The sequence below is a fragment of the Sphingomonas sp. PP-F2F-G114-C0414 genome (genome assembly GCF_003688595.1).
Lineage (GTDB): Bacteria > Pseudomonadota > Alphaproteobacteria > Sphingomonadales > Sphingomonadaceae > Sphingomonas.
Genome location: NZ_RCWT01000010.1, coordinates 143,531 through 160,404, shown reverse-complemented (window position 1 = coordinate 160,404; position 16,874 = coordinate 143,531). Strand labels below are relative to the sequence as shown.

At 65.4% G+C, this 16,874-nt stretch carries 18 protein-coding genes and 1 pseudogene; 10 read left to right on the top strand and 9 right to left on the bottom strand.

The features are described 5' to 3' along the window. The first annotated feature begins 42 nt into the window (after positions 1 to 42). The 3 genes from C8J47_RS05840 (at position 43) to C8J47_RS05830 (ending at position 2,053) form a co-directional block, all read left to right on the top strand. On the top strand, positions 43 to 657 hold the full coding sequence (locus C8J47_RS05840) for a M17 family peptidase N-terminal domain-containing protein (protein ID WP_183129033.1): 615 nt from the start codon (positions 43 to 45) through the stop codon (positions 655 to 657). Then, on the top strand, positions 657 to 1,364 hold the full coding sequence (locus C8J47_RS05835; RefSeq protein WP_121885349.1) for a response regulator transcription factor: 708 nt from the start codon (positions 657 to 659) through the stop codon (positions 1,362 to 1,364). The genes C8J47_RS05840 and C8J47_RS05835 overlap by 1 nt, the downstream gene beginning before the upstream one ends. 116 nt (positions 1,365 to 1,480) lie before the next feature. Next, on the top strand, positions 1,481 to 2,053 hold the full coding sequence (locus C8J47_RS05830) for a helix-turn-helix domain-containing protein (RefSeq protein WP_183129032.1): 573 nt from the start codon (positions 1,481 to 1,483) through the stop codon (positions 2,051 to 2,053). A 199-nt stretch (positions 2,054 to 2,252) separates the two neighbouring features. Here C8J47_RS05830 and C8J47_RS05825 read toward each other — a convergent pair whose 3' ends face one another. After that, positions 2,253 to 3,173 (bottom strand): LysR family transcriptional regulator, encoded by a 921-nt coding sequence (locus tag C8J47_RS05825; protein ID WP_121884858.1) that lies wholly within the window; start codon positions 3,171 to 3,173, stop codon positions 2,253 to 2,255. Positions 3,174 to 3,260: 87 nt separating this feature from the next. Between C8J47_RS05825 and C8J47_RS05820 the strand changes: the two genes are divergently transcribed. Together C8J47_RS05820 and C8J47_RS05815 are read left to right on the top strand one after the other, a co-directional pair. Further along, entirely contained in the window at positions 3,261 to 4,295 is a 1,035-nt protein-coding gene (locus C8J47_RS05820; RefSeq protein ID WP_121884857.1) for an aldo/keto reductase, read from the top strand. Positions 4,296 to 4,305: 10 nt separating this feature from the next. Next, complete coding sequence (locus C8J47_RS05815; protein ID WP_220683346.1) at positions 4,306 to 5,631, top strand: MFS transporter; 1,326 nt, start codon at positions 4,306 to 4,308, stop codon at positions 5,629 to 5,631. Here the strand turns inward: C8J47_RS05815 and C8J47_RS19465 are convergent. The 8 genes and pseudogenes from C8J47_RS19465 to C8J47_RS05775 form a co-directional block, all read right to left on the bottom strand. Continuing rightward, a pseudogene (locus C8J47_RS19465) lies at positions 5,621 to 5,824 on the bottom strand (UBP-type zinc finger domain-containing protein); the annotation flags it as partial. The gene C8J47_RS05815 and the pseudogene C8J47_RS19465 sit on opposite strands and share 11 nt — an antisense overlap. Beyond that, complete coding sequence (locus tag C8J47_RS05805) at positions 5,824 to 7,479, bottom strand: FAD-dependent oxidoreductase (protein WP_121884855.1); 1,656 nt, start codon at positions 7,477 to 7,479, stop codon at positions 5,824 to 5,826. The pseudogene C8J47_RS19465 and the gene C8J47_RS05805, both read right to left, overlap by 1 nt. Continuing rightward, the gene (locus tag C8J47_RS05800; protein WP_259467384.1) at positions 7,476 to 8,624 is read right to left on the bottom strand and encodes an FAD-containing oxidoreductase; all 1,149 of its coding nucleotides are present in this window, start codon (positions 8,622 to 8,624) and stop codon (positions 7,476 to 7,478) included. Before C8J47_RS05800 ends, C8J47_RS05805 begins: the two co-directional genes overlap by 4 nt. Continuing rightward, positions 8,537 to 8,860, bottom strand: a complete 324-nt coding sequence (locus tag C8J47_RS19460; protein ID WP_259467383.1) for an FAD-dependent oxidoreductase — start codon at positions 8,858 to 8,860, stop codon at positions 8,537 to 8,539. The genes C8J47_RS05800 and C8J47_RS19460 overlap by 88 nt, the downstream gene beginning before the upstream one ends. Beyond that, entirely contained in the window at positions 8,860 to 9,315 is a 456-nt protein-coding gene (locus C8J47_RS05795; protein WP_121884854.1) for a DUF4126 family protein, read from the bottom strand. Before C8J47_RS05795 ends, C8J47_RS19460 begins: the two co-directional genes overlap by 1 nt. Positions 9,316 to 9,518: 203 nt before the next feature. Continuing rightward, positions 9,519 to 10,310 carry an RMD1 family protein gene (locus C8J47_RS05790; RefSeq protein ID WP_259467382.1) on the bottom strand — a complete coding sequence of 264 codons (792 nt, stop codon included), beginning with the start codon at positions 10,308 to 10,310 and terminating at the stop codon, positions 9,519 to 9,521. A 309-nt stretch (positions 10,311 to 10,619) separates the two neighbouring features. Next, the gene (locus C8J47_RS05780) at positions 10,620 to 11,633 is read right to left on the bottom strand and encodes an SDR family oxidoreductase (protein WP_121884851.1); all 1,014 of its coding nucleotides are present in this window, start codon (positions 11,631 to 11,633) and stop codon (positions 10,620 to 10,622) included. Positions 11,634 to 11,638: 5 nt separating this feature from the next. After that, positions 11,639 to 12,304 carry an HAD family hydrolase gene (locus tag C8J47_RS05775; RefSeq protein ID WP_121884850.1) on the bottom strand — a complete coding sequence of 222 codons (666 nt, stop codon included), beginning with the start codon at positions 12,302 to 12,304 and terminating at the stop codon, positions 11,639 to 11,641. 547 nt (positions 12,305 to 12,851) lie between these two features. On the opposite strand from C8J47_RS05775, the gene C8J47_RS05770 reads away from it, so the two are divergent. From C8J47_RS05770 to C8J47_RS05750, 5 genes are all read left to right on the top strand, one after another. Beyond that, positions 12,852 to 14,024 carry a zinc-dependent alcohol dehydrogenase gene (locus C8J47_RS05770; RefSeq protein ID WP_121884849.1) on the top strand — a complete coding sequence of 391 codons (1,173 nt, stop codon included), beginning with the start codon at positions 12,852 to 12,854 and terminating at the stop codon, positions 14,022 to 14,024. Between the two features lie 80 nt (positions 14,025 to 14,104). Continuing rightward, the gene (locus C8J47_RS19145) at positions 14,105 to 14,563 is read left to right on the top strand and encodes a hypothetical protein (protein WP_183129031.1); all 459 of its coding nucleotides are present in this window, start codon (positions 14,105 to 14,107) and stop codon (positions 14,561 to 14,563) included. A gap of 84 nt (positions 14,564 to 14,647) precedes the next feature. Beyond that, on the top strand, positions 14,648 to 15,151 hold the full coding sequence (locus tag C8J47_RS05760; RefSeq protein ID WP_121884848.1) for a ferritin-like domain-containing protein: 504 nt from the start codon (positions 14,648 to 14,650) through the stop codon (positions 15,149 to 15,151). Positions 15,152 to 15,201: 50 nt separating this feature from the next. Beyond that, complete coding sequence (locus C8J47_RS05755; RefSeq protein WP_147454290.1) at positions 15,202 to 15,495, top strand: hypothetical protein; 294 nt, start codon at positions 15,202 to 15,204, stop codon at positions 15,493 to 15,495. A 188-nt stretch (positions 15,496 to 15,683) separates the two neighbouring features. Next, a complete protein-coding gene (locus tag C8J47_RS05750; protein WP_121884846.1) occupies positions 15,684 to 16,871 on the top strand; it encodes a DUF2252 family protein in 1,188 nt (395 codons plus the stop codon). Positions 16,872 to 16,874 lie beyond the last annotated feature (3 nt).

Genomic DNA, 16,874 nt, shown 5'->3' with positions numbered 1-16,874 from the left:
TGCGATGGGAGAGGTCCCGGATCGGACCAACAGGAGAACAGGATGCCGCCGATGGATGGCCGTGCGGACGATGCGGTGACGATCGGGACATTGCGGCGCGTTCGCATCGATGTCGCGCCGCGCGATGCGGTGAGTGCGGAGGTGGCGGTGGCGATCGCCGGCGTATTCTCTTACGAGATCGGACGGAACAAGCCCGGCGGTGGCTTGGGCAACCTCGACGCGGCACTTGGCGGCGCGATCACGCGTCTGCGCGCCGACGGTATATTCCGTGCCGAGCGAGGCGAGGTCCTGACTCTGTCCGCGCCGGCGCGACCGATCCATGCGGCCACCGTCCTCGCGATCGGTCTCGGCAACCCGGCGGCTTGGACGCCAGCCGTGATGCGTCAGGCGGTCGCGACGGCAGCGCGCGAAACGATCCGCCTCGACGCCGAGTCCGCTGCCTTCGCGCCAAGCCTCCTCGACAGCGGCCTCCACCCCGACGGTCTTGCTGGAACACCGGAGGCGATGCTGGCGGGGCTGTTCGATGCGCTCCCCGACGATCGACACGCGGCTCGACCTGGGACATTGTCGCGTTGGCTGTTCTGTGTCGGAGCGGCACGGTTCGAAGCGGTGGCGGAGGTCTTCCGCGACTCCTTCGACCGGTTGGCCGTGTGCTGATGACTCGGCGGCTTGCCACGTCCATCGGACACGGCGCAGGGTTTCCGCTTCACAGTTCCCAACCTCGTGAGTTCGCCGTGTCGTCATCGCCACAGATCCGCATCATGATCGTCGACGATCATCCTTTCCTTCGCGAGGGGGTAAGAGCCGTGATCGAAACGCAACCGGATCTCGCGCTCGTCGCGGAGGCCGAGTCCGGCGAACAGGCGCTCGCGCTGTATCCGACGCATCTGCCCGACATCGTCCTGATGGACCTGCAGATGCCGGGAATCGGCGGCGTCGACACGATCGCTGCGATGCGCAGCCACTGGCCGCAGGCGCGTATCATCGTGCTGACGACCTACTCCGGCGATGCGCAGGCGTTGCGGGCGCTGCGCGCCGGGGCTGCCGGTTATCTACTCAAGAGCACGCTCCGCAAGGAACTGCTCGATACGATCCGCTCGGTCCATGCCGGCGGCAAACATCTAAACGCACAAGTGGCGTCGAGCATCGCCTTCCACGTGATCGAGGACGCACTGACCGAGCGCGAGATCGGCGTGTTGTCGCTCGCCGCGTCGGGCAATTCCAACAAGCAGATCGCGGTAAGGCTGGCCGTCACGGAGGAAACCGTGAAGGGCCATATGAAGCTGATCTTCGCGAAACTCGGTGCCTCGGACCGCACGCACGCGGTTACGATCGCGGCCAAGCGTGGGATCATCGAACTCTGATCCAGGGCTCTACCGCGCCCCACTAAAGAGGGGGCGATCGCCACCCCGGCCGGGGCGCAGCCGATCGATACACATCCGTTATGGTTCTCCGCACAGGTTGTGAGGGAGAACAGACGATGCTGCACACTGCCCCAACGATCACGCACCTGCCTCACGGGTTCGCGCCGTCCGTGGCCGCGAGCTTGCTGGCAAACGCGGTCAGCGCGCTCGATCACAATCCGCACGTCGCACGGCATTACCTCGAGCGGCTCGCGGCGATGTTCGTCGAGGACGATCCGCAGCCGATCCGGAAGTCGGTCAAGGGCGGACTCGCCGCATGGCAGTTGCGCGGCGTCGTCCAGCATATCGAGCAGTGGCTGGGATCGACGGTCGGTCTCGATGCGCTGGCCGAAGTGGCACGACTCAGCACGGGGCATTTCTGTCGCGCCTTCAAGGTGACGACAGGCGAAACCCCGCACGCGTTCCTGATCCGTCAGCGCGTACGTCGCGCGCAGACGCTGATGCTGCGGACCGACGAGACGCTCAGCCAGATCGCCTATGCCTGCGGGCTGACCGATCAGGCGCATCTGACCCGGCTGTTCCGCCGCGTGGTGGGCGTGACCCCGCTCGTCTGGCGACGGACCTGGCAACGCTCGCACGCGGATGTTCAGCGAGATCACCGAACCGGAGACCGATCATGTCCGACCTGATGCTCGTCAACGCGAACGTGAGGCCGGGCGGCTGGCGTGCAGATATACTGGCACACCGCCAAGCCGACCTGCCTCGTGCTAGCAACCGTGCCCGAAATCGTGTCCACCTTACGCCGGACAAGGCGGACGCATTCGTAAAAATCTGAAACGGTTTTGCGAACGACAAGGCGGCGGACGCCGCGAGGAAGCGTTGCCTACGCTATGCCGCCAAGCGCGCGGCGAGGAAATCGACGAACACGCGGACGCGGGCGGGCATGTTGATGCCGCCGACGAAGACCGCGTGGATGAGTTCGACGTCGCCAGGGTTGAGGTCCTCGAAAAGGGGGACCAGCCGGCCCGCGGCGATATCGTCGGCGACGCTGAACGTGCCGACACGCGCGATCCCGACCCCGGCGACGGCGAGCTGGGCGACCGTCTCGCCGTTATTGGCCTCGATATTGCCCTTTACCGACAGCGCGATGTCGTGGCCGTCGCGCCGGAACGGCCAGACCGGCTCGATCCGGCGGAAATTGAAATTGAAGCAGTTATGATCGCGCAGGTCTTCGGGCGTGGGCGGCATGCCGCAGCGGGCAAGATAGGCGGGTGACGCGACGATCACGCGGCCGCTTTCGCCCAGCTTGCGCGCGGTGAGCAGGCTGTCCGCCAACGGGCCGAACCGGATCGCGACGTCCGCCTGCCCCGCGGCGACATCGACGATCGAATCGCTCAGCGCGAAATCGAGCACGATGTGCGGATAGCGACGGACGAATTCGCCGAGCAGCGGGACGACGCACAAGCGCCCGTGCGACAGCGCCGCGCTGACCCGCAACCGACCACGGGGCGCGCCCTGGTCGGCGATCTGCTGTTCGGCGTCGTCGAGATCGGCAAGAATCCGGCGCGCGCTCTGGAAATAAGCCTGTCCCTCCGCGGTCGGCGTCAGCGCGCGGGTCGAGCGCAAGAGCAGCCTGACGCCGAGCCGTGCCTCGATCCGATCGACCGACCGCGCAACCGCGGACGGCGTCAGCCCCAGCACGCGGCCCGCACCCGAAAAACTGCCCGCGCGCATCACCGCGGCAAAGACCTCCAGCGATCGGGCGCGATCGGCTCCCACGCCCATCGCAGTGTCGGCCTTTGCGTCCATATCACAGATCCTTCGCCGCGCCGGCAGCTAATCAAAGCGAGCGCGACCGGCCATCCATGCGTCTACAGCGCAATCGGGAACACGCACATGGATTATCGGCAATTGGGATCATCGGGGCTTCGCGTGCCCGTGCTCAGTTTTGGCACCGGGACGTTCGGCGGCACCGGTCCGCTGTTTGGCGCATGGGGCCGCAGCGACGAGACCGAGGCGCGGCGGTTGGTCGACGTCTGCCTCGATGCGGGCGTAACGTTGTTCGACACCGCCGATGTCTATTCAAACGGCGCATCGGAAACCGTGCTCGGCGCTGCAATCAAGGGGCGGCGCGAGCAGGTACTGATCTCGACCAAGACCGGGCTGCCGATGGGCGACGGACCGCAGGACTGGGGGGCGTCACGCGCGCGTCTCGTCCGCGCGGTCGAGGACTCGCTGCAACGGCTCGGCACGGATCATGTCGATCTGCTCCAGCTTCATGCGTTCGATGCGTCCACCCCGACCGAGGAACTGATGGGAACGCTCGATACGCTGATCGCCGCGGGCAAGGTCCGCTATGCCGGGGTGTCCAACTATCCGGGGTGGCAGGTGGCGAAGGCGCAGGGGATTGCAGACCGGCACGGCTGGCCGCGCCTCGTGGCGCATCAAGTCTATTATTCGCTGATCGGCCGCGCTTACGAGGCCGATTTGATGCCGATGGGCGCCGACCAAGGCGTCGGTGCGCTGGTGTGGAGCCCGCTTGGCTGGGGTCGACTGACCGGCAGGATCGGGCGAGACCGGCCGATCCCCGCGGGCAGCCGCCTCCATGACACGGAGCAGTTCGCGCCGCCGGTCGAGGCCGAGCATCTCTACCGCGTGATCGACGCGTTGGAGGCGATCGCCGCGGACACGGGCAAGACCGTGCCGCAGGTCGCGATCAACTGGCTGTTGCGTCGCCCGACCGTCGCGTCGGTGATCATCGGTGCGCGCAACGAAGCGCAGTTGCGCGACAATCTCGGCGCGGTCGGCTGGACCTTGTCGGTCGATCACGTGGCCGCGCTCGACGCGGCGAGCGATGTGCTGCCGCCCTACCCGCATACCCCGTACCGCCAGCAGGAGGGTTTCGCCCGCCTGAACCCGGCGCTGGTCTGAGGATCACGTGATGAAATTCAATCCCGCCGTGCTGGCCCTGTCCGTCGGTGCATTCGGCATCGGCGTGACCGAATTTGCGCCGATGGGCCTGCTGCCCGTCATCGCCCATGATCTCGGCGTGTCGATCCCGACCGCCGGGTTGCTGATCAGCGCCTACGCACTGGGGGTGGTGATCGGTGCGCCGCTGATGACGCTGACGACCGGGCGGGTGCCGCGGCGGACATTGCTGATCGTGCTTGCCGGCATCTTCACCGCGGGCAACCTGCTGGCGGCGGTGTCGACCGGCTACGGCATGTTGATGGTCGCGCGGATCCTGACCTCGCTCAACCACGGTGCGTTTTTCGGAGTCGGCTCGATCGTCGCGGCCAGCCTGGTGCCGGCGGACCGGCGCGCCGGCGCGGTCGCGGCGATGTTCATGGGGCTGACGATCGCCAATGTCGTCGGCGTGCCGCTCGCGACGTGGGCGGGCGAGCATCTCGGCTGGCGCGCATCGTTCTGGGGCATTGCCGCGCTCGGCGTCGCGACGATGGCGGCGTTGCGCCTGACCCTGCCGCGCTTGTCGGCACCGGCGGGTAGCGACGCTAGAGCCGAACTGCGGGTGCTGGCCCGAGGCCCGGTGCTCGGCGCGCTCGGCCTGACAGTGGTGGGTGCAAGCGCGATGTTCACCGTCTTCACCTATATCACGCCGATCCTGCGCGAGGCGACGCATGCCTCGCTTGGCTTCGTCACGGCAATGCTCGTGACGTACGGCGTCGGGCTTACGGTTGGCAACTGGCTCGGCGGGCGGTTCGCCGATCGCTCGGTCGATCGGACGCTGATCGTGACGCTTGCCTCGCTGGCGGTGATCCTGGTCGCGTTCGCGGTGTTCATGCCGCTGAAGGCACCCGCCGCGATCCTGATCTTCCTGTGGGGCATCGCGAGCTTCGCGCTGGTCCCGCCGCTCCAGATCCGCGTCATGCACGCGGCGGCGGATGCGCCGAACCTCGCCTCGGCGATGAACATCGGCGCGTTCAATCTCGGCAATGCGATCGGTGCGGCGCTGGGCGGCGGCGTGATCGCGGCAGGGCTGGGGTTCCCCGCGGTCGCGTTGGCCGGGGCGGGGTCGGCGGCGCTGGGGCTCGTCGCCGTGATCGTCAGCGTTCGCTTGCAATCGCGGACGCGTCCCGCGGCACTTGGCCGGCCTTGTCCCAAAACTGCCGCCACCGCCGAAACGATCGTCGTCGATCAGGGTAGCGCGGGATGGGCCCTATCTGGGTGGTCTGGTTCGGCAGGGAGATCTCGATCTCGTCGATGTAGCACCAGCCCCAGCCCTCGGGGGGATCATAGCCCTCGATGATCGGGTGCTGCGTCGCGTGGAAATGCGCGGTGGCATGGCGGTGTGGCGAATCGTCACAGCAACCGACGTGACCACAGTCGCGACACAGACGAAGATGCACCCACGGGCTTCCGATGGCGAGGCATTCCTCACACCCGCGGGCGCTGGGCGTGACGGCCCGGATCGTTCCCGTATGCTCGCAACGCTCGGCCATCAGGTTTCTCCCTTGCTGCGTTCGGCGAGCTTGGTGTGGATTTGCCCGACGACGGCAGCACCCTCGCCGACGGCGGCGGCAACCCGCTTGGTCGAGCCCGCACGCACGTCGCCGATGGCGAACACGCTCGACATGCTCGTTTCCAACGGCAGGCCACTGCCACCGGTCACGACGAAACCCTTGTCATCCGTAGCGACGCATCCGTGCAGCCATCCGGCATTGGGATCAGCACCGATGAACAGGAACAGGTGCCGCATGGCACACCGGCTGATCGATCCGTCCGTTCGGTTGCGAAAGCGCGCGGCAGACAAACCGTGCGCTGCATCGCCTTCCAGACCGATGATCTCGACGCCGACATGGAGCGTCACATTGGCGAGCGCGGCGATCCGATCGACCAGATAGCGCGACATGGTCTCGACGATCGGCCGACGGACGATCAGGTGAAGGTGAGATACGCGGGCGGCGAGAAACACCACCGCCTGTCCCGCCGAGTTCCCGCCGCCGACGAGCGCCACCTCCTCGCCCGCGCAGAGCTTCGCCTCGATCGGGGAGGCCCAATAGGAAATGCCCTGGCCCTCGAACATCGCCAGATCGGGGATATCGGGACGGCGGTAGCGCGCACCCGACGCGATGATAACGGTCCGCGATCGGACGCGCCGATCACCCGACAGTTCGAGCGTCAGCGGATCGCGCCCGGCAGGGTCGGCGGCGCATTCGAGGCGCAGCGTCTCGAGCGGGATCACCATCTCCGCGCCAAACTTCAACGCCTGGTTGAACGCCCGCCCGGCCAGCGCCTGACCCGAGATGCCGGCGGGAAAGCCGAGATAATTCTCGATCCGGGCGGAGGCGCCGGCCTGCCCGCCCATCGCCCGCTCGTCCACCACGAGGACCGACAGTCCTTCGGACGCGGCGTAGACCGCCGCCGCCAATCCTGCAGGACCGGCGCCGACGATCGCAACGTCATACACCGTCGCGGGGTCGAGGTCGGGGATCATGCCAAGGCAGGTCGCCACCTCTGCATTGGACGGGCGCTTGAGGATGGTGCCATTCGGGCACACCATCAGCGGCAGTTCACCTGGTAGCACCCCGGTTCGTTCGACCAAGGCGCGCCCTTCCTCATCGGCAGAGGCATCGAGCACGAGGTTCGGGTAGCCGCTACGCGTCAGAAACCCCTGGATACGGACGATGTCGGCGCTACCTGATACACCGATCAGGATCGAACCTGCGCCGCCCTCCTCGATCAGTCCGACCCTTCGCAGGATCAGCGCGCGCATGACGACTTCGCCAACGTCCGCCGAACCGACCATCAAGGCGCGCAGATGCGCCGCATCGAACGGTAGCGCCGTGCAGCCTTCGGCGCCTGCACGACCCGCTGCGATCGAAGGCCTGCCCGAAAGCTGGCTTACTTCACCCGTCAGCTGGCCTGGACCATGTGTCGTGATCGGCGCCTCGTGGCTCAACCCGTCGCGGCGGACGACATCGATCGCGCCGGCGAGTATCAGCCATGCGGGGGCGCCGAGTTCTCCGATCGCGTAGACAGGTTCGTCTGCGGCGAAGGTCTGCGCCGGACCACTGGCGAACCTCTTCGCGGTCTCGAGCTGCGCGGTGTCGAGCGTCGGAAACATCTGCTGCCGGCGATCGTCGACGACGCTCATGGCATGGCCTCTGGTGGCTGGAGATCGAGCAGCACCGTCGGGATCAGTTCGGACACCGTCGGGTGGATCTGCACCGCCCAGCGCAGCGCCGAGATCGGCTGGTCGGCGCTCATCATGTCGAGGATGCCGTGGATCGCCTCGTCGCCTCCGGTGCCGAGAATTGCCGCACCGAGGATGCGCTGGGTCTGCGCATCGGCGACGACCTTCATGAAACCCTTGGTCTCGCCCTTCTCCACCGCCCGGCCGACCCGCGTCATCGCCCGCTTCGAGACGAGCACTTTCCGGCCGGAGGCGATCGCCTGCGCCTGCGTCATGCCGACGCGGCCGAGGGGTGGATCGATATAGAGCGCGTAGCCCGGGATACGCTGGGATACGCGGCGATCGTCGCCATCCAGCAGGTTTGCCGCGACGATCTCGAAATCATTATACGCGGTATGCGTGAAGGCGCCGCGACCGTTGCAGTCGCCCAGTGCCCAGATACCCGCGACGTTGGTCTCCAGTCGATCGTCGACCGTGATGAAGCCGCGCGCGTCGGTCGCGACGCCGGCGTGTTCCAGACCGAGATCGTCGGTGTTGGGACGACGCCCGATCGCCAGCAGGACGTGGCTGCCGACGACCGAAGGCTCACCCGTTTTGCACGACACGGACACCGCGACGCCCTCTGCATGGCGGGAGAGCCCGATACAGTCCGCCCCCGTGCGGACCGCGATACCTTCGTTTTCGAGGAGGGCACGGATCGCGTCGGACACGTCGATATCCTCATGCGAGACCAATCGATCGCCACGCTCGACGATCGTCACTTGGGCGCCGAAACGGCGGTACATCTGCGCGAATTCGAGCCCGACATAGCTGCCGCCGACAACGACGAGATGCGGCGGGACCGCGTCGAGCGCGACCATGTCGGTATTGTCGAGATGGGGCACATCGCCAACACCCGGCATCGCCGGGACGTCCGCGCGCCCGCCGACGTTGAGGAAGATGCGAGGCGCGGTGATCGCCTCTTCGCCAACCATCATCGTCTTGCCGCCGGTAAACCGCGCGTGGCCGCGCAGGAACGTCAGCCGCTCCATCGACGAGAGCCATCGTTCGTTGCCACCGCGTGCGTCCTCGACGACGCGTGCCGCCCGCGCCGCAACGGCGGGCATGTCGACCTCGACGATGCCTGTCCGTATCCCGAAATCCGCGCCCCCCGGCGGGCGAGGTGCGCTGCATACGCGCTGGCGACGAGTGTCTTGGTGGGCATGCAGCCGGTATTGACGCAGGTTCCGCCAACCAGATGTCGCTCGATCAGGGCGACATGCCAGCCCTTCGCAGTAAGCCGTCCGGCAAGCGGTGGCCCAGCCTGCCCTGCCCCGACGATGATCGCATCGAAACTGCGCATCAGACGAGCGCCACCGCCAGCAGCGCGCCGCCGATCGCGATAACGTCCTCGATCAGCGCTGCCGGGCGATCGCTGCCGAACGAGGCTGCGAGGCGGGCGCGAACCGCCGCGCCTCCGAGCGTACCGATGACCGCTCCGATCACGCCGAGGATCGCTGCGATGACGACCGCGCCGGTCGCCATCCCGAGTGCCGCGCCCGCTACGCCGCCGGTGACGAGCCGCGCGCCGAACTGCACGGGGGCCTTGCGGCTGGGCGTCGACGGAAGCTGATCGGTGATGAGTTCACCGATCGCGAGCAACGTGATCACCGGGGCCGTGAAGCGCCAGCCGAGAATTGCGAGCCAGCTGCCGTCGAGATCGAGAATCCTAAGCTTGGCTGCCCATGCGACGGCGGCAAGCGGCATCATCGCCCGCAATCCCGCCACTATTCCGATTACCAAGGCCGCGAGCATCATGAGACGTCTCCCTCGGCACCGCGCATCCCGGCGGCCCATAGTACCACGACCGTAACGATTTTCCGGCCGCGACGCCATCGCCGATCCACCGCGGTCATGTCGGGCGACACCGCCGGCAGACGACGCTTTCAGACGGGACCCACACCACGATCTCCGCAGACCGTTTGCAGCGCCGAAAATTCACCCGTCCGTGCAAAACGCCTTCAGTGACGCCACAACTCGTAGATGTTGAGAACGACCTCGAACGCGATCAACCCGATCACGGCAAGCTCTAGACGCAACGAGCGCTTGTCCTGCACCAGGTCGAGCAGCCACTCGGCAGCGTCGCCGATGACTTCGAGCTTGCGTTCCATTGCACGCGCACGGTCGCCCAGTTCGAACTCGGCTTCGAGGCGCCCATAAAGCCGGTCGAGTTCGGGGTGATCCCAGAGCAGGTCCGGCTTCTCCATGATCTGCGCACGGCCGACCACGCGATGTTGCGCCGCGAGAACGTCGCCGATGCTCTGCATGACCCGCCGGATCGGCATGACCGCGCGTCCATGGATCCGCAATTCGTTGATGAGCGGTTCGACGCGATCGAAGGCTTCCGCGATTCGGCCTTCGTCGCGCGCGAGGACGACGCTTCGGGCGACCACGGTGGCGGTCAGCAACAGCCGTTCACGCGACGCCTCTTTCAGCCGGATGTGCCCGTCGGCACTCACGGACTCCTCGCGGTCTGCACAGATTTCTATCCAGGCGGTTTCCGTTTCCGGCGTAGCGAGAGGCTCGATGATGTGGTCGGAAAGATGGTCGATAAGTCGACGCTCGGTCTCGGCCGATGCCCCGATCAACACGAGAACGCCGTAGCGGAAGACGAATGCGGCCCCAACGCCTGAGAGGTCCAGGGTTTCGGGTTCGACAAAGTCTCGCAGATTGCGGGTATCGACCCGCGTACCGAGCAGAAGCGCTCGCACGTCGCCCCTGCTTGGTTCGCCCGGCAACGCGGCGCCAAGCACTTCCCTGATCCCGACGCTTACCGTTCGCAGGGATCCACCATCAACCATGTCGCGTCACAATCATGGCACCAGCCTTACCCGTCCGAAGACGACCCGCCAATAACCGCTAAAAACAGCGACGGAGTCGCCATATTAATGGCTTGAGACAATCCCCCCACCGCCGAGGATGCGGCGATGATCCAGTCGGGTTGGAGGCCGTGCTCGTGCAACGCTTCGTAGATGACCGCTTCGAAGGCCGAGCGCGTTGCCGCCGGTGAGGACGAGCACGGCATCGAAGTCGCGCGCCCCCCGTGCATTCGGCGTCTGGCGTTACCGGCTGGTATCCTTCGGCCAGCTCAGTGCAACCGCGATCCCGGCTCCGACGACACCGAGCAACAGAACGGCGGGGTGGAGTTTCTGCGCCTGCAATACCGTACTCGATTTGCGTGCGTGGACGTCCTGGCTGCCGCGCAATGCATCGACGCGCGGGGCGTAGAGGTTGTCGCGCCGCGCCGGGTCGCCGGGATCTTCGGGCTTCTGCTGCGCGACGCTGCCGACCAGTTCCATGATCTTGTCGCTCAACCGTGGCGCGGCGCGCGAGAGCAGCGAGGACAGCAGCCCCCCGCCCCCCGCATACAGCGTCCGCCGCGGCGTCTCGCAGGCGAACAGCACCGCGTCGGCGACGACCGAGGGCGCGTAAAGCGGCGGCGGCAGGCGCGGCGGCTGGTCCATGAAGTTGCGCGCATGCTCGGGGAACGGCGTGTCGATCGCGCCGGGTTTGATCAGCGTCACCGAGATGCCGGCCCCCTCCTGCTCCAGTTCCATACGCAGCGTATCGGTCAGCGCCTGCACCGCATGCTTGGTCGCGCAATACGGCCCCTGCTCGACGATCGCGCGATCGCTGAGGATGGAGCCGACATTGATGATAGCCCCGCCGCGGCCGCGCATATGCCGCGCGGCGGCCAGCGATCCATGCAGTACGCCGAAATAATTGACGTCGAACACGCGCCGGTGATCTGCGACCGGCACCTGGTCCAGTGTGCCATAGGTGCCTGTGCCGGCATTGTTGACCCAGCTGTCGAACCCACCGAACGCCTCGACCGCGACGGCGGCGACCAGCTCGACCGCCGCCATGTCGCTGACGTCCGCGACGCAGATCGCGATACGTCCGCCGTCAGCCGACAGGCGATCGCGGAGTGCCTCCAGTGCCGCTTCGTTACGCGCAGTCGCGACGACCGCGGCACCGCGGCGCACGGCTTCCTCGACGATCGCGAGACCGTTCCCGCTGGTTGCGCCTGTGACGACGATGACCTGATCGTGCAGGGGTTTAAGTGTGAGGCTCATGTCGATCAGCGTCCCAGCGGCGAGGTTGCATAGCCGGCGAGCAAGGCCGCTACGTCGTCGTAGATCGCGATCGCGCCTGCTGCGTGCAGTTGCTCGTCCTTGAACTTGCCCGAACGAACCGCGACCGCGGCGATCCCGCACTTGGCCGCTGCCTCGATGTCATAGGGCGTGTCGCCGACCACGATCACCTCGGTGCGGTCGATCCCCGACAGCTTCTCAAGCGCGGTCGCGAAGATGTCCGGCGCGGGCTTGGTCTTCTCGACGTCATCACTGCTCGTCGTCGCGGCGATCAGGTCGCGGGCGTCGAGCAGGTCTATGTAATGGTCGAGTTCTGCTTCGGAGGCCGACGAGGCCAGGACGACGCGTTGCCCCAGGCCATGCGCGTGTGCCAGCAGGGCGTGCGCCTGCGCGAACGGCTTGGCAGTCTCCAGGTACTTCGCCTTGAAGATCGCGCCGTGCGTGTCGCCGAGCTTTTCCTGCTGCTCCTCGTCCGCATCGGGCAACAGCGTCGGCACGAGCATGTCCGTCCCCTTCCCGATCTGGTCGTGGATCACCTGGCGGTCGAACGACGCGCCGACGGTCGCGAACGCCTCCTCCCAGGCGAGGACGTGCATGTCGTTGGTGGCGACCAGCGTACCGTCGATATCGAAGAGAACGGCTTTGATTTGCATAGGTCATCCCAAATCTGGTTTGTGCACCCGCCTGCCGGAACGCCGCAGCCCGATTGCAGGCGTGGCGGTCGAACGACTTCGACAGAGTGCGATAGCGTCCTAACGGCTGACGCTCCGAATTGACCCACGCTTCGGCGAACTTGGCGACGCGATCTCCGATCAGGATGACCATCCAAAGCATCCATATCGCAGCCGCAACGACATCGCGTAACAATCAGTCTCGCCAAGTCGTTACGATGTATGAGATTTTCGCCTTATCAACACGACTTGATTTAGGAAGATCAATACTGATACCAATCAATATAAAATATAAATGGCGGATATTGGCGTGACGCAGGAACGATGACGCCACGTTGATCGCTATACGCCCCAGGATACGCTCACGCTGACGGCAACGACGCATACGCGTGGAGGCCGGACCTTAGTGGCGACAGTGCATAGTGTTGATGATGATCGGGCGGCATTTGCGCTAACCCCGAGTCATGTCTGACGCGATGCCATGTCGTGCGTGAGAGAAATACTGTAATTCTATCACGGAGACTTTCTGATGCGCGCACTGGTTTGGCATGGAAAAGGCGACGTACGCGTCGATACTGTTGCAGATCCCGAGATCAAGCATCCGCGCGATGCGATCATCAAGGTTTCGGCCTGCGCGATCTGCGGGTCCGATCTTCATCTGCTCGATGGATACCAGCCGACGATGCAGGCGGGCGACATTCTCGGCCACGAGAACATGGGCGTCGTCGTCGCGCTCGGCTCCGAAGTCACCAATTTGAAGATCGGCGACCGCGTCGTGGTGCCATTCACGATCAGCTGCGGTGATTGCTTCTTTTGTCGCAAGGGGCTGTTCTCCGCGTGCGAGCGGACCAATCCGAACTCCGAGATGGCGATCAAGGCGATGGGCCATTCGCCCGCGGGCCTGTTCGGGTTCAGCCACATGCTGGGCGGCTATTGCGGCGGCCAGGCCGAGTATCTGCGCGTGCCGATGGCCGATATCGGCCCGATCAAGGTGCCCGACAGCGTCACCGACGAACAGGCGCTGTTCCTCTCCGACATCTTCCCGACCGGCTACATGGCCGCCGAGAATGCGCAGATCGAGCCGGGCGACACCGTGGCGATCTGGGGCTGTGGTCCGGTCGGCCAGTTCGCGATCCGCTCGGCGCTGATGCTGGGCGCGGGCCGCGTGATCGCGATCGACGAGGTGGCCGAGCGTCTGGCGATGGCCGAGGCCGGTGGCGCGGAGACGATCAACTTCGCCGAAGTCGACAGCGTCTATGACGAGCTTCAGTTCCGTACCAAGGGCCGCGGCCCCGACAGCTGCATCGACGCGGTCGGCGCCGAGGCGTCCGGTCATGGCGCGATGGATGCGGTGATCGACAAGGTGAAGGCGGCGACTTTCCTCGCTACCGACCGTGTACACGTGTTGCGCGAGGCGATCATGAGCTGCCGGATGGGCGGCACGGTGTCGATCCCCGGCGTCTATGTCGGGATGGGCGACAAGATCCCGATCGGCGCGATGATGAACAAGGGGCTGACGATCAAGACCGGTCAGACGCACGTCCAAGCCTATACCAAGCCGCTGCTCGCCCGGATCGAGGCAGGCGATATCGACCCGAGCTTCGTCGTCACGCACCCGGCCAGCCTCGAGGATGCGCCCGAAATGTACCAGAAGTTCCGCGACAAGCAGGACGGCGTCATCAAGGTCGTCCTCCGGCCGTAACCCCGTCCCGAGCCGGTCCGCTCCCGTCGAGCGGAACGGCGCGGTTCGTTTTGATCCGCTACATTCAGAAGGACGTACCGATGAGTGACAAGGTTCATACCCCCGTTCCCGGCAACTCTGCGAGCAAGGGCGCACCAGACGGCGTCTCAGACTCGCCGCGCGGCAACGATGACGTTCACGGCCGCAGCGAAGGCGGCGAAAGTGGCGGCGGGTCCTATCCTAACCCGCACGCCGGCAAGACCGAGACGAACACCGGTTTCATGGCGCACGGCGGCCAGACCGAAATCGCCTATCACGGCGGCGGCCAGGCCGGTAAGGACGGCGGCAGCGCGGCGAACGGCGTGGCTGGCTCGGGAGGCGGTGACGGTACGACGATCGCCGCAGACCCTGATGCTGACCGCGAACCACATGCGATTGCTGCCGAAGGTCGCACGATCGAGGTCGTAGAGACCTCGGGCATCGCCGAGGCCGAAGCCAATGGCAAGATCGGTACCGACGCCGACTACGAGGACGAGCAGAAGCAGCCAGGCGCCGGCTGAGGTTTCCACGCTTCGATCCGCATTTCCCGAATTTCAGAACCAGCCGCCGCGCATTCCGCTCGGCGACATGACGAGGATGATCCCATGTCTGCACCCGAAGATCTCCAGGAAATCTACACCGACGAGCTGAAGGATCTGTGGTCCGCGAACGACCAGATGAAGAAGGTCCTGAAGAAGATCACGTCGAAGGCGAGCGACGCGTCGCTGAAGGAGATGCTGACCAAGTCGCAGGCGGATATCGAGAAACACACCGACCTGCTCAAGGATCTGATCGCGTCGAACGACGAGAAGGTCTCGAAGGAGCATTGCAAGGGCATGGAAGGCCTCGTCGCCGAAGCCACCAAGCATGTCCTCGAGGAAGGCCCGGAGAAGGGTCCGCTGCTCGATGTGATGATCATCGCGCAGTATCAGCGGATGACGCATTACGGGATCGCCGGGTTCGGCACGGCGACGGCGTACGCCAAGGCGCTCGGTCTCAAGGACGACCACAAGAAGCTGAGTGCCGCCACCAAGGATATCTATGGTGGCGACGAATATATGACGAAGCTCGCCGAGACGACCGTCAACATCGACGCAGAAGACGAATGAGATGCTCGCCCGCCGGCACCAACCCGGCGGGCGATGACCCAACGCAGACGATGAAAGCGACGACGATGACGACCTACCCTTTAAGCGAACCGGCTACGATCTATGCCGCCGAACCATCTGGCGATGCGACGTCGGAAGCGGTCGGACAAGGAACGCTGGAAGAGTGCGTGGATATTGTCGCCGATCTTTCCGCGGACGAGCAAAAATCGGTCATCATCCAGATGGATGACATCGACCTCAAGTTCGGCCCCGAGGAAATCAGCGAACTTTTACGGTTTCTGCGGGAGGAGACCCCAGGCCTTTCGAACACAGAGATAGCCGAGGTGAAGAGCGCCGATCTGTAAGGTGCAGATGGGTGTTGCGATGCCGGGCGATGAATTGCTATCGGCGGCGGCCAGCAAGGACAGTGGCTGACCGTCACCTCTCATCACCCGACCAATTCGGCGGTTGCCTGACCCCGGTCTTCGTATTCGCCAAACGATCGGCGGTGAGGCAGGCGCCTATCCCTCCTTCCTCTCTCGAAAGCGAACTCATGGCCGTGGCTCCCGACGAACGCTCGGCCGTGCTCGAACGAACCCGCGCCCTCAAGATGGCGCGGTCGGTCCACGCCTATGTCCGTGGAAACACGGCGCAGTTCTATCAATGGCTTGCGGAATCTCCCGTCGCTGCCGGTATTCCGGAAGGTCCGGCGGTCTGGATTTGCGGCGACTGTCATCTTGGCAATCTCGGACCGGTGGCCGATGCCGATCATCGCGTCGACATCCAGATACGCGATCTCGACCAGACCGTCATCGCCAATCCTGCCTACGACCTCATCCGCCTTGGCCTGTCGCTTGAAACCGCGGCACGGAGTTCGGATCTGCCGGGTGTCACGACAGCGCGGATGATCGAGGCGATGGTCGACGGGTATTGCCGGGCGCTGACCCCGACCGTCGATGACGATCCGCGCGAACCCGACGTCGTCCGATCGGTAAGGCGCGAGGCGATCGGTAGACGGTGGCGCCATCTGGCGAAGGACCGTCTCGAGGACGTCGAGCCTAACATTCCGCACAACAAACGCTTCTGGAAGCTTTCGCGCGCGGAGAAGAGCGAGATCGTGGCGCTGTTCGGCAAGGACTCGGTTCGCGCGCGATGCATGGAGCTGGCCGGTGTGGCGGGCGACGGGAAACTTCGGGTGCTCGACGCCGCCTATTGGCGGAAGGGGTGCAGTTCGCTCGGGCACCTTCGTTTCGCGGTGCTGATCGGCATCTCGCACGGCAAGGCAAAGGATGAACGGCTGGCGCTGGTCGATATCAAGGAGGCCGTGGCCTCCGTCGTACCGGTAACGAGCGAGACGACGATGCCGCGCGACGCGGGCGAGCGCGTGCTCGCCGGGGCAACCGCGCTGTCGCCGAACCTGGGCCAGCGAATGGTCGCGGCACACCTGATGGGCAAGCCCGTCTTCCTGCGCGAACTGGCGCCGCAGGACCTCAAGATCGAGGTCGAACAATTCAGTCGCAAGGAAGCGGTCGCCGCCGCGTCCTATCTGTCGTTCGTCGTGGGCCAGGCGCACGCCCGACAACTCAGCGACGACGCCAGACTGGCATGGCGCGACACACTGACCGCCCGCGATGACAAACTCGATGCACCGTCATGGCTATGGCAAGCCATCGTCGCGATGGCCGGAGCACATGAAGTGGGCTATCTTGAACACTGCCGCCGCTTCGGCGCGCATGGGTGAGGT

Bases quoted from the DNA above. Each gene is read 5' to 3' on its own strand.
- C8J47_RS05840 (WP_183129033.1), top strand. From the start codon at position 43: ATGCCGCCGATGGATGGCCGTGCGGACGATGCGGTGACGATCGGGACA.
- C8J47_RS05835 (WP_121885349.1), top strand. From the start codon at position 657: ATGACTCGGCGGCTTGCCACGTCCATCGGACACGGCGCAGGGTTTCCG.
- C8J47_RS05830 (WP_183129032.1), top strand. From the start codon at position 1,481: ATGCTGCACACTGCCCCAACGATCACGCACCTGCCTCACGGGTTCGCG.
- C8J47_RS05825 (WP_121884858.1), bottom strand. From the start codon at position 3,173: ATGGACGCAAAGGCCGACACTGCGATGGGCGTGGGAGCCGATCGCGCC.
- C8J47_RS05820 (WP_121884857.1), top strand. From the start codon at position 3,261: ATGGATTATCGGCAATTGGGATCATCGGGGCTTCGCGTGCCCGTGCTC.
- C8J47_RS05815 (WP_220683346.1), top strand. From the start codon at position 4,306: ATGAAATTCAATCCCGCCGTGCTGGCCCTGTCCGTCGGTGCATTCGGC.
- C8J47_RS05805 (WP_121884855.1), bottom strand. From the start codon at position 7,479: ATGAGCGTCGTCGACGATCGCCGGCAGCAGATGTTTCCGACGCTCGAC.
- C8J47_RS05800 (WP_259467384.1), bottom strand. From the start codon at position 8,624: ATGCCCGCCGTTGCGGCGCGGGCGGCACGCGTCGTCGAGGACGCACGC.
- C8J47_RS19460 (WP_259467383.1), bottom strand. From the start codon at position 8,860: ATGCGCAGTTTCGATGCGATCATCGTCGGGGCAGGGCAGGCTGGGCCA.
- C8J47_RS05795 (WP_121884854.1), bottom strand. From the start codon at position 9,315: ATGATGCTCGCGGCCTTGGTAATCGGAATAGTGGCGGGATTGCGGGCG.
- C8J47_RS05780 (WP_121884851.1), bottom strand. From the start codon at position 11,633: ATGAGCCTCACACTTAAACCCCTGCACGATCAGGTCATCGTCGTCACA.
- C8J47_RS05775 (WP_121884850.1), bottom strand. From the start codon at position 12,304: ATGCAAATCAAAGCCGTTCTCTTCGATATCGACGGTACGCTGGTCGCC.
- C8J47_RS05770 (WP_121884849.1), top strand. From the start codon at position 12,852: ATGCGCGCACTGGTTTGGCATGGAAAAGGCGACGTACGCGTCGATACT.
- C8J47_RS19145 (WP_183129031.1), top strand. From the start codon at position 14,105: ATGAGTGACAAGGTTCATACCCCCGTTCCCGGCAACTCTGCGAGCAAG.
- C8J47_RS05760 (WP_121884848.1), top strand. From the start codon at position 14,648: ATGTCTGCACCCGAAGATCTCCAGGAAATCTACACCGACGAGCTGAAG.
- C8J47_RS05755 (WP_147454290.1), top strand. From the start codon at position 15,202: ATGAAAGCGACGACGATGACGACCTACCCTTTAAGCGAACCGGCTACG.
- C8J47_RS05750 (WP_121884846.1), top strand. From the start codon at position 15,684: ATGGCCGTGGCTCCCGACGAACGCTCGGCCGTGCTCGAACGAACCCGC.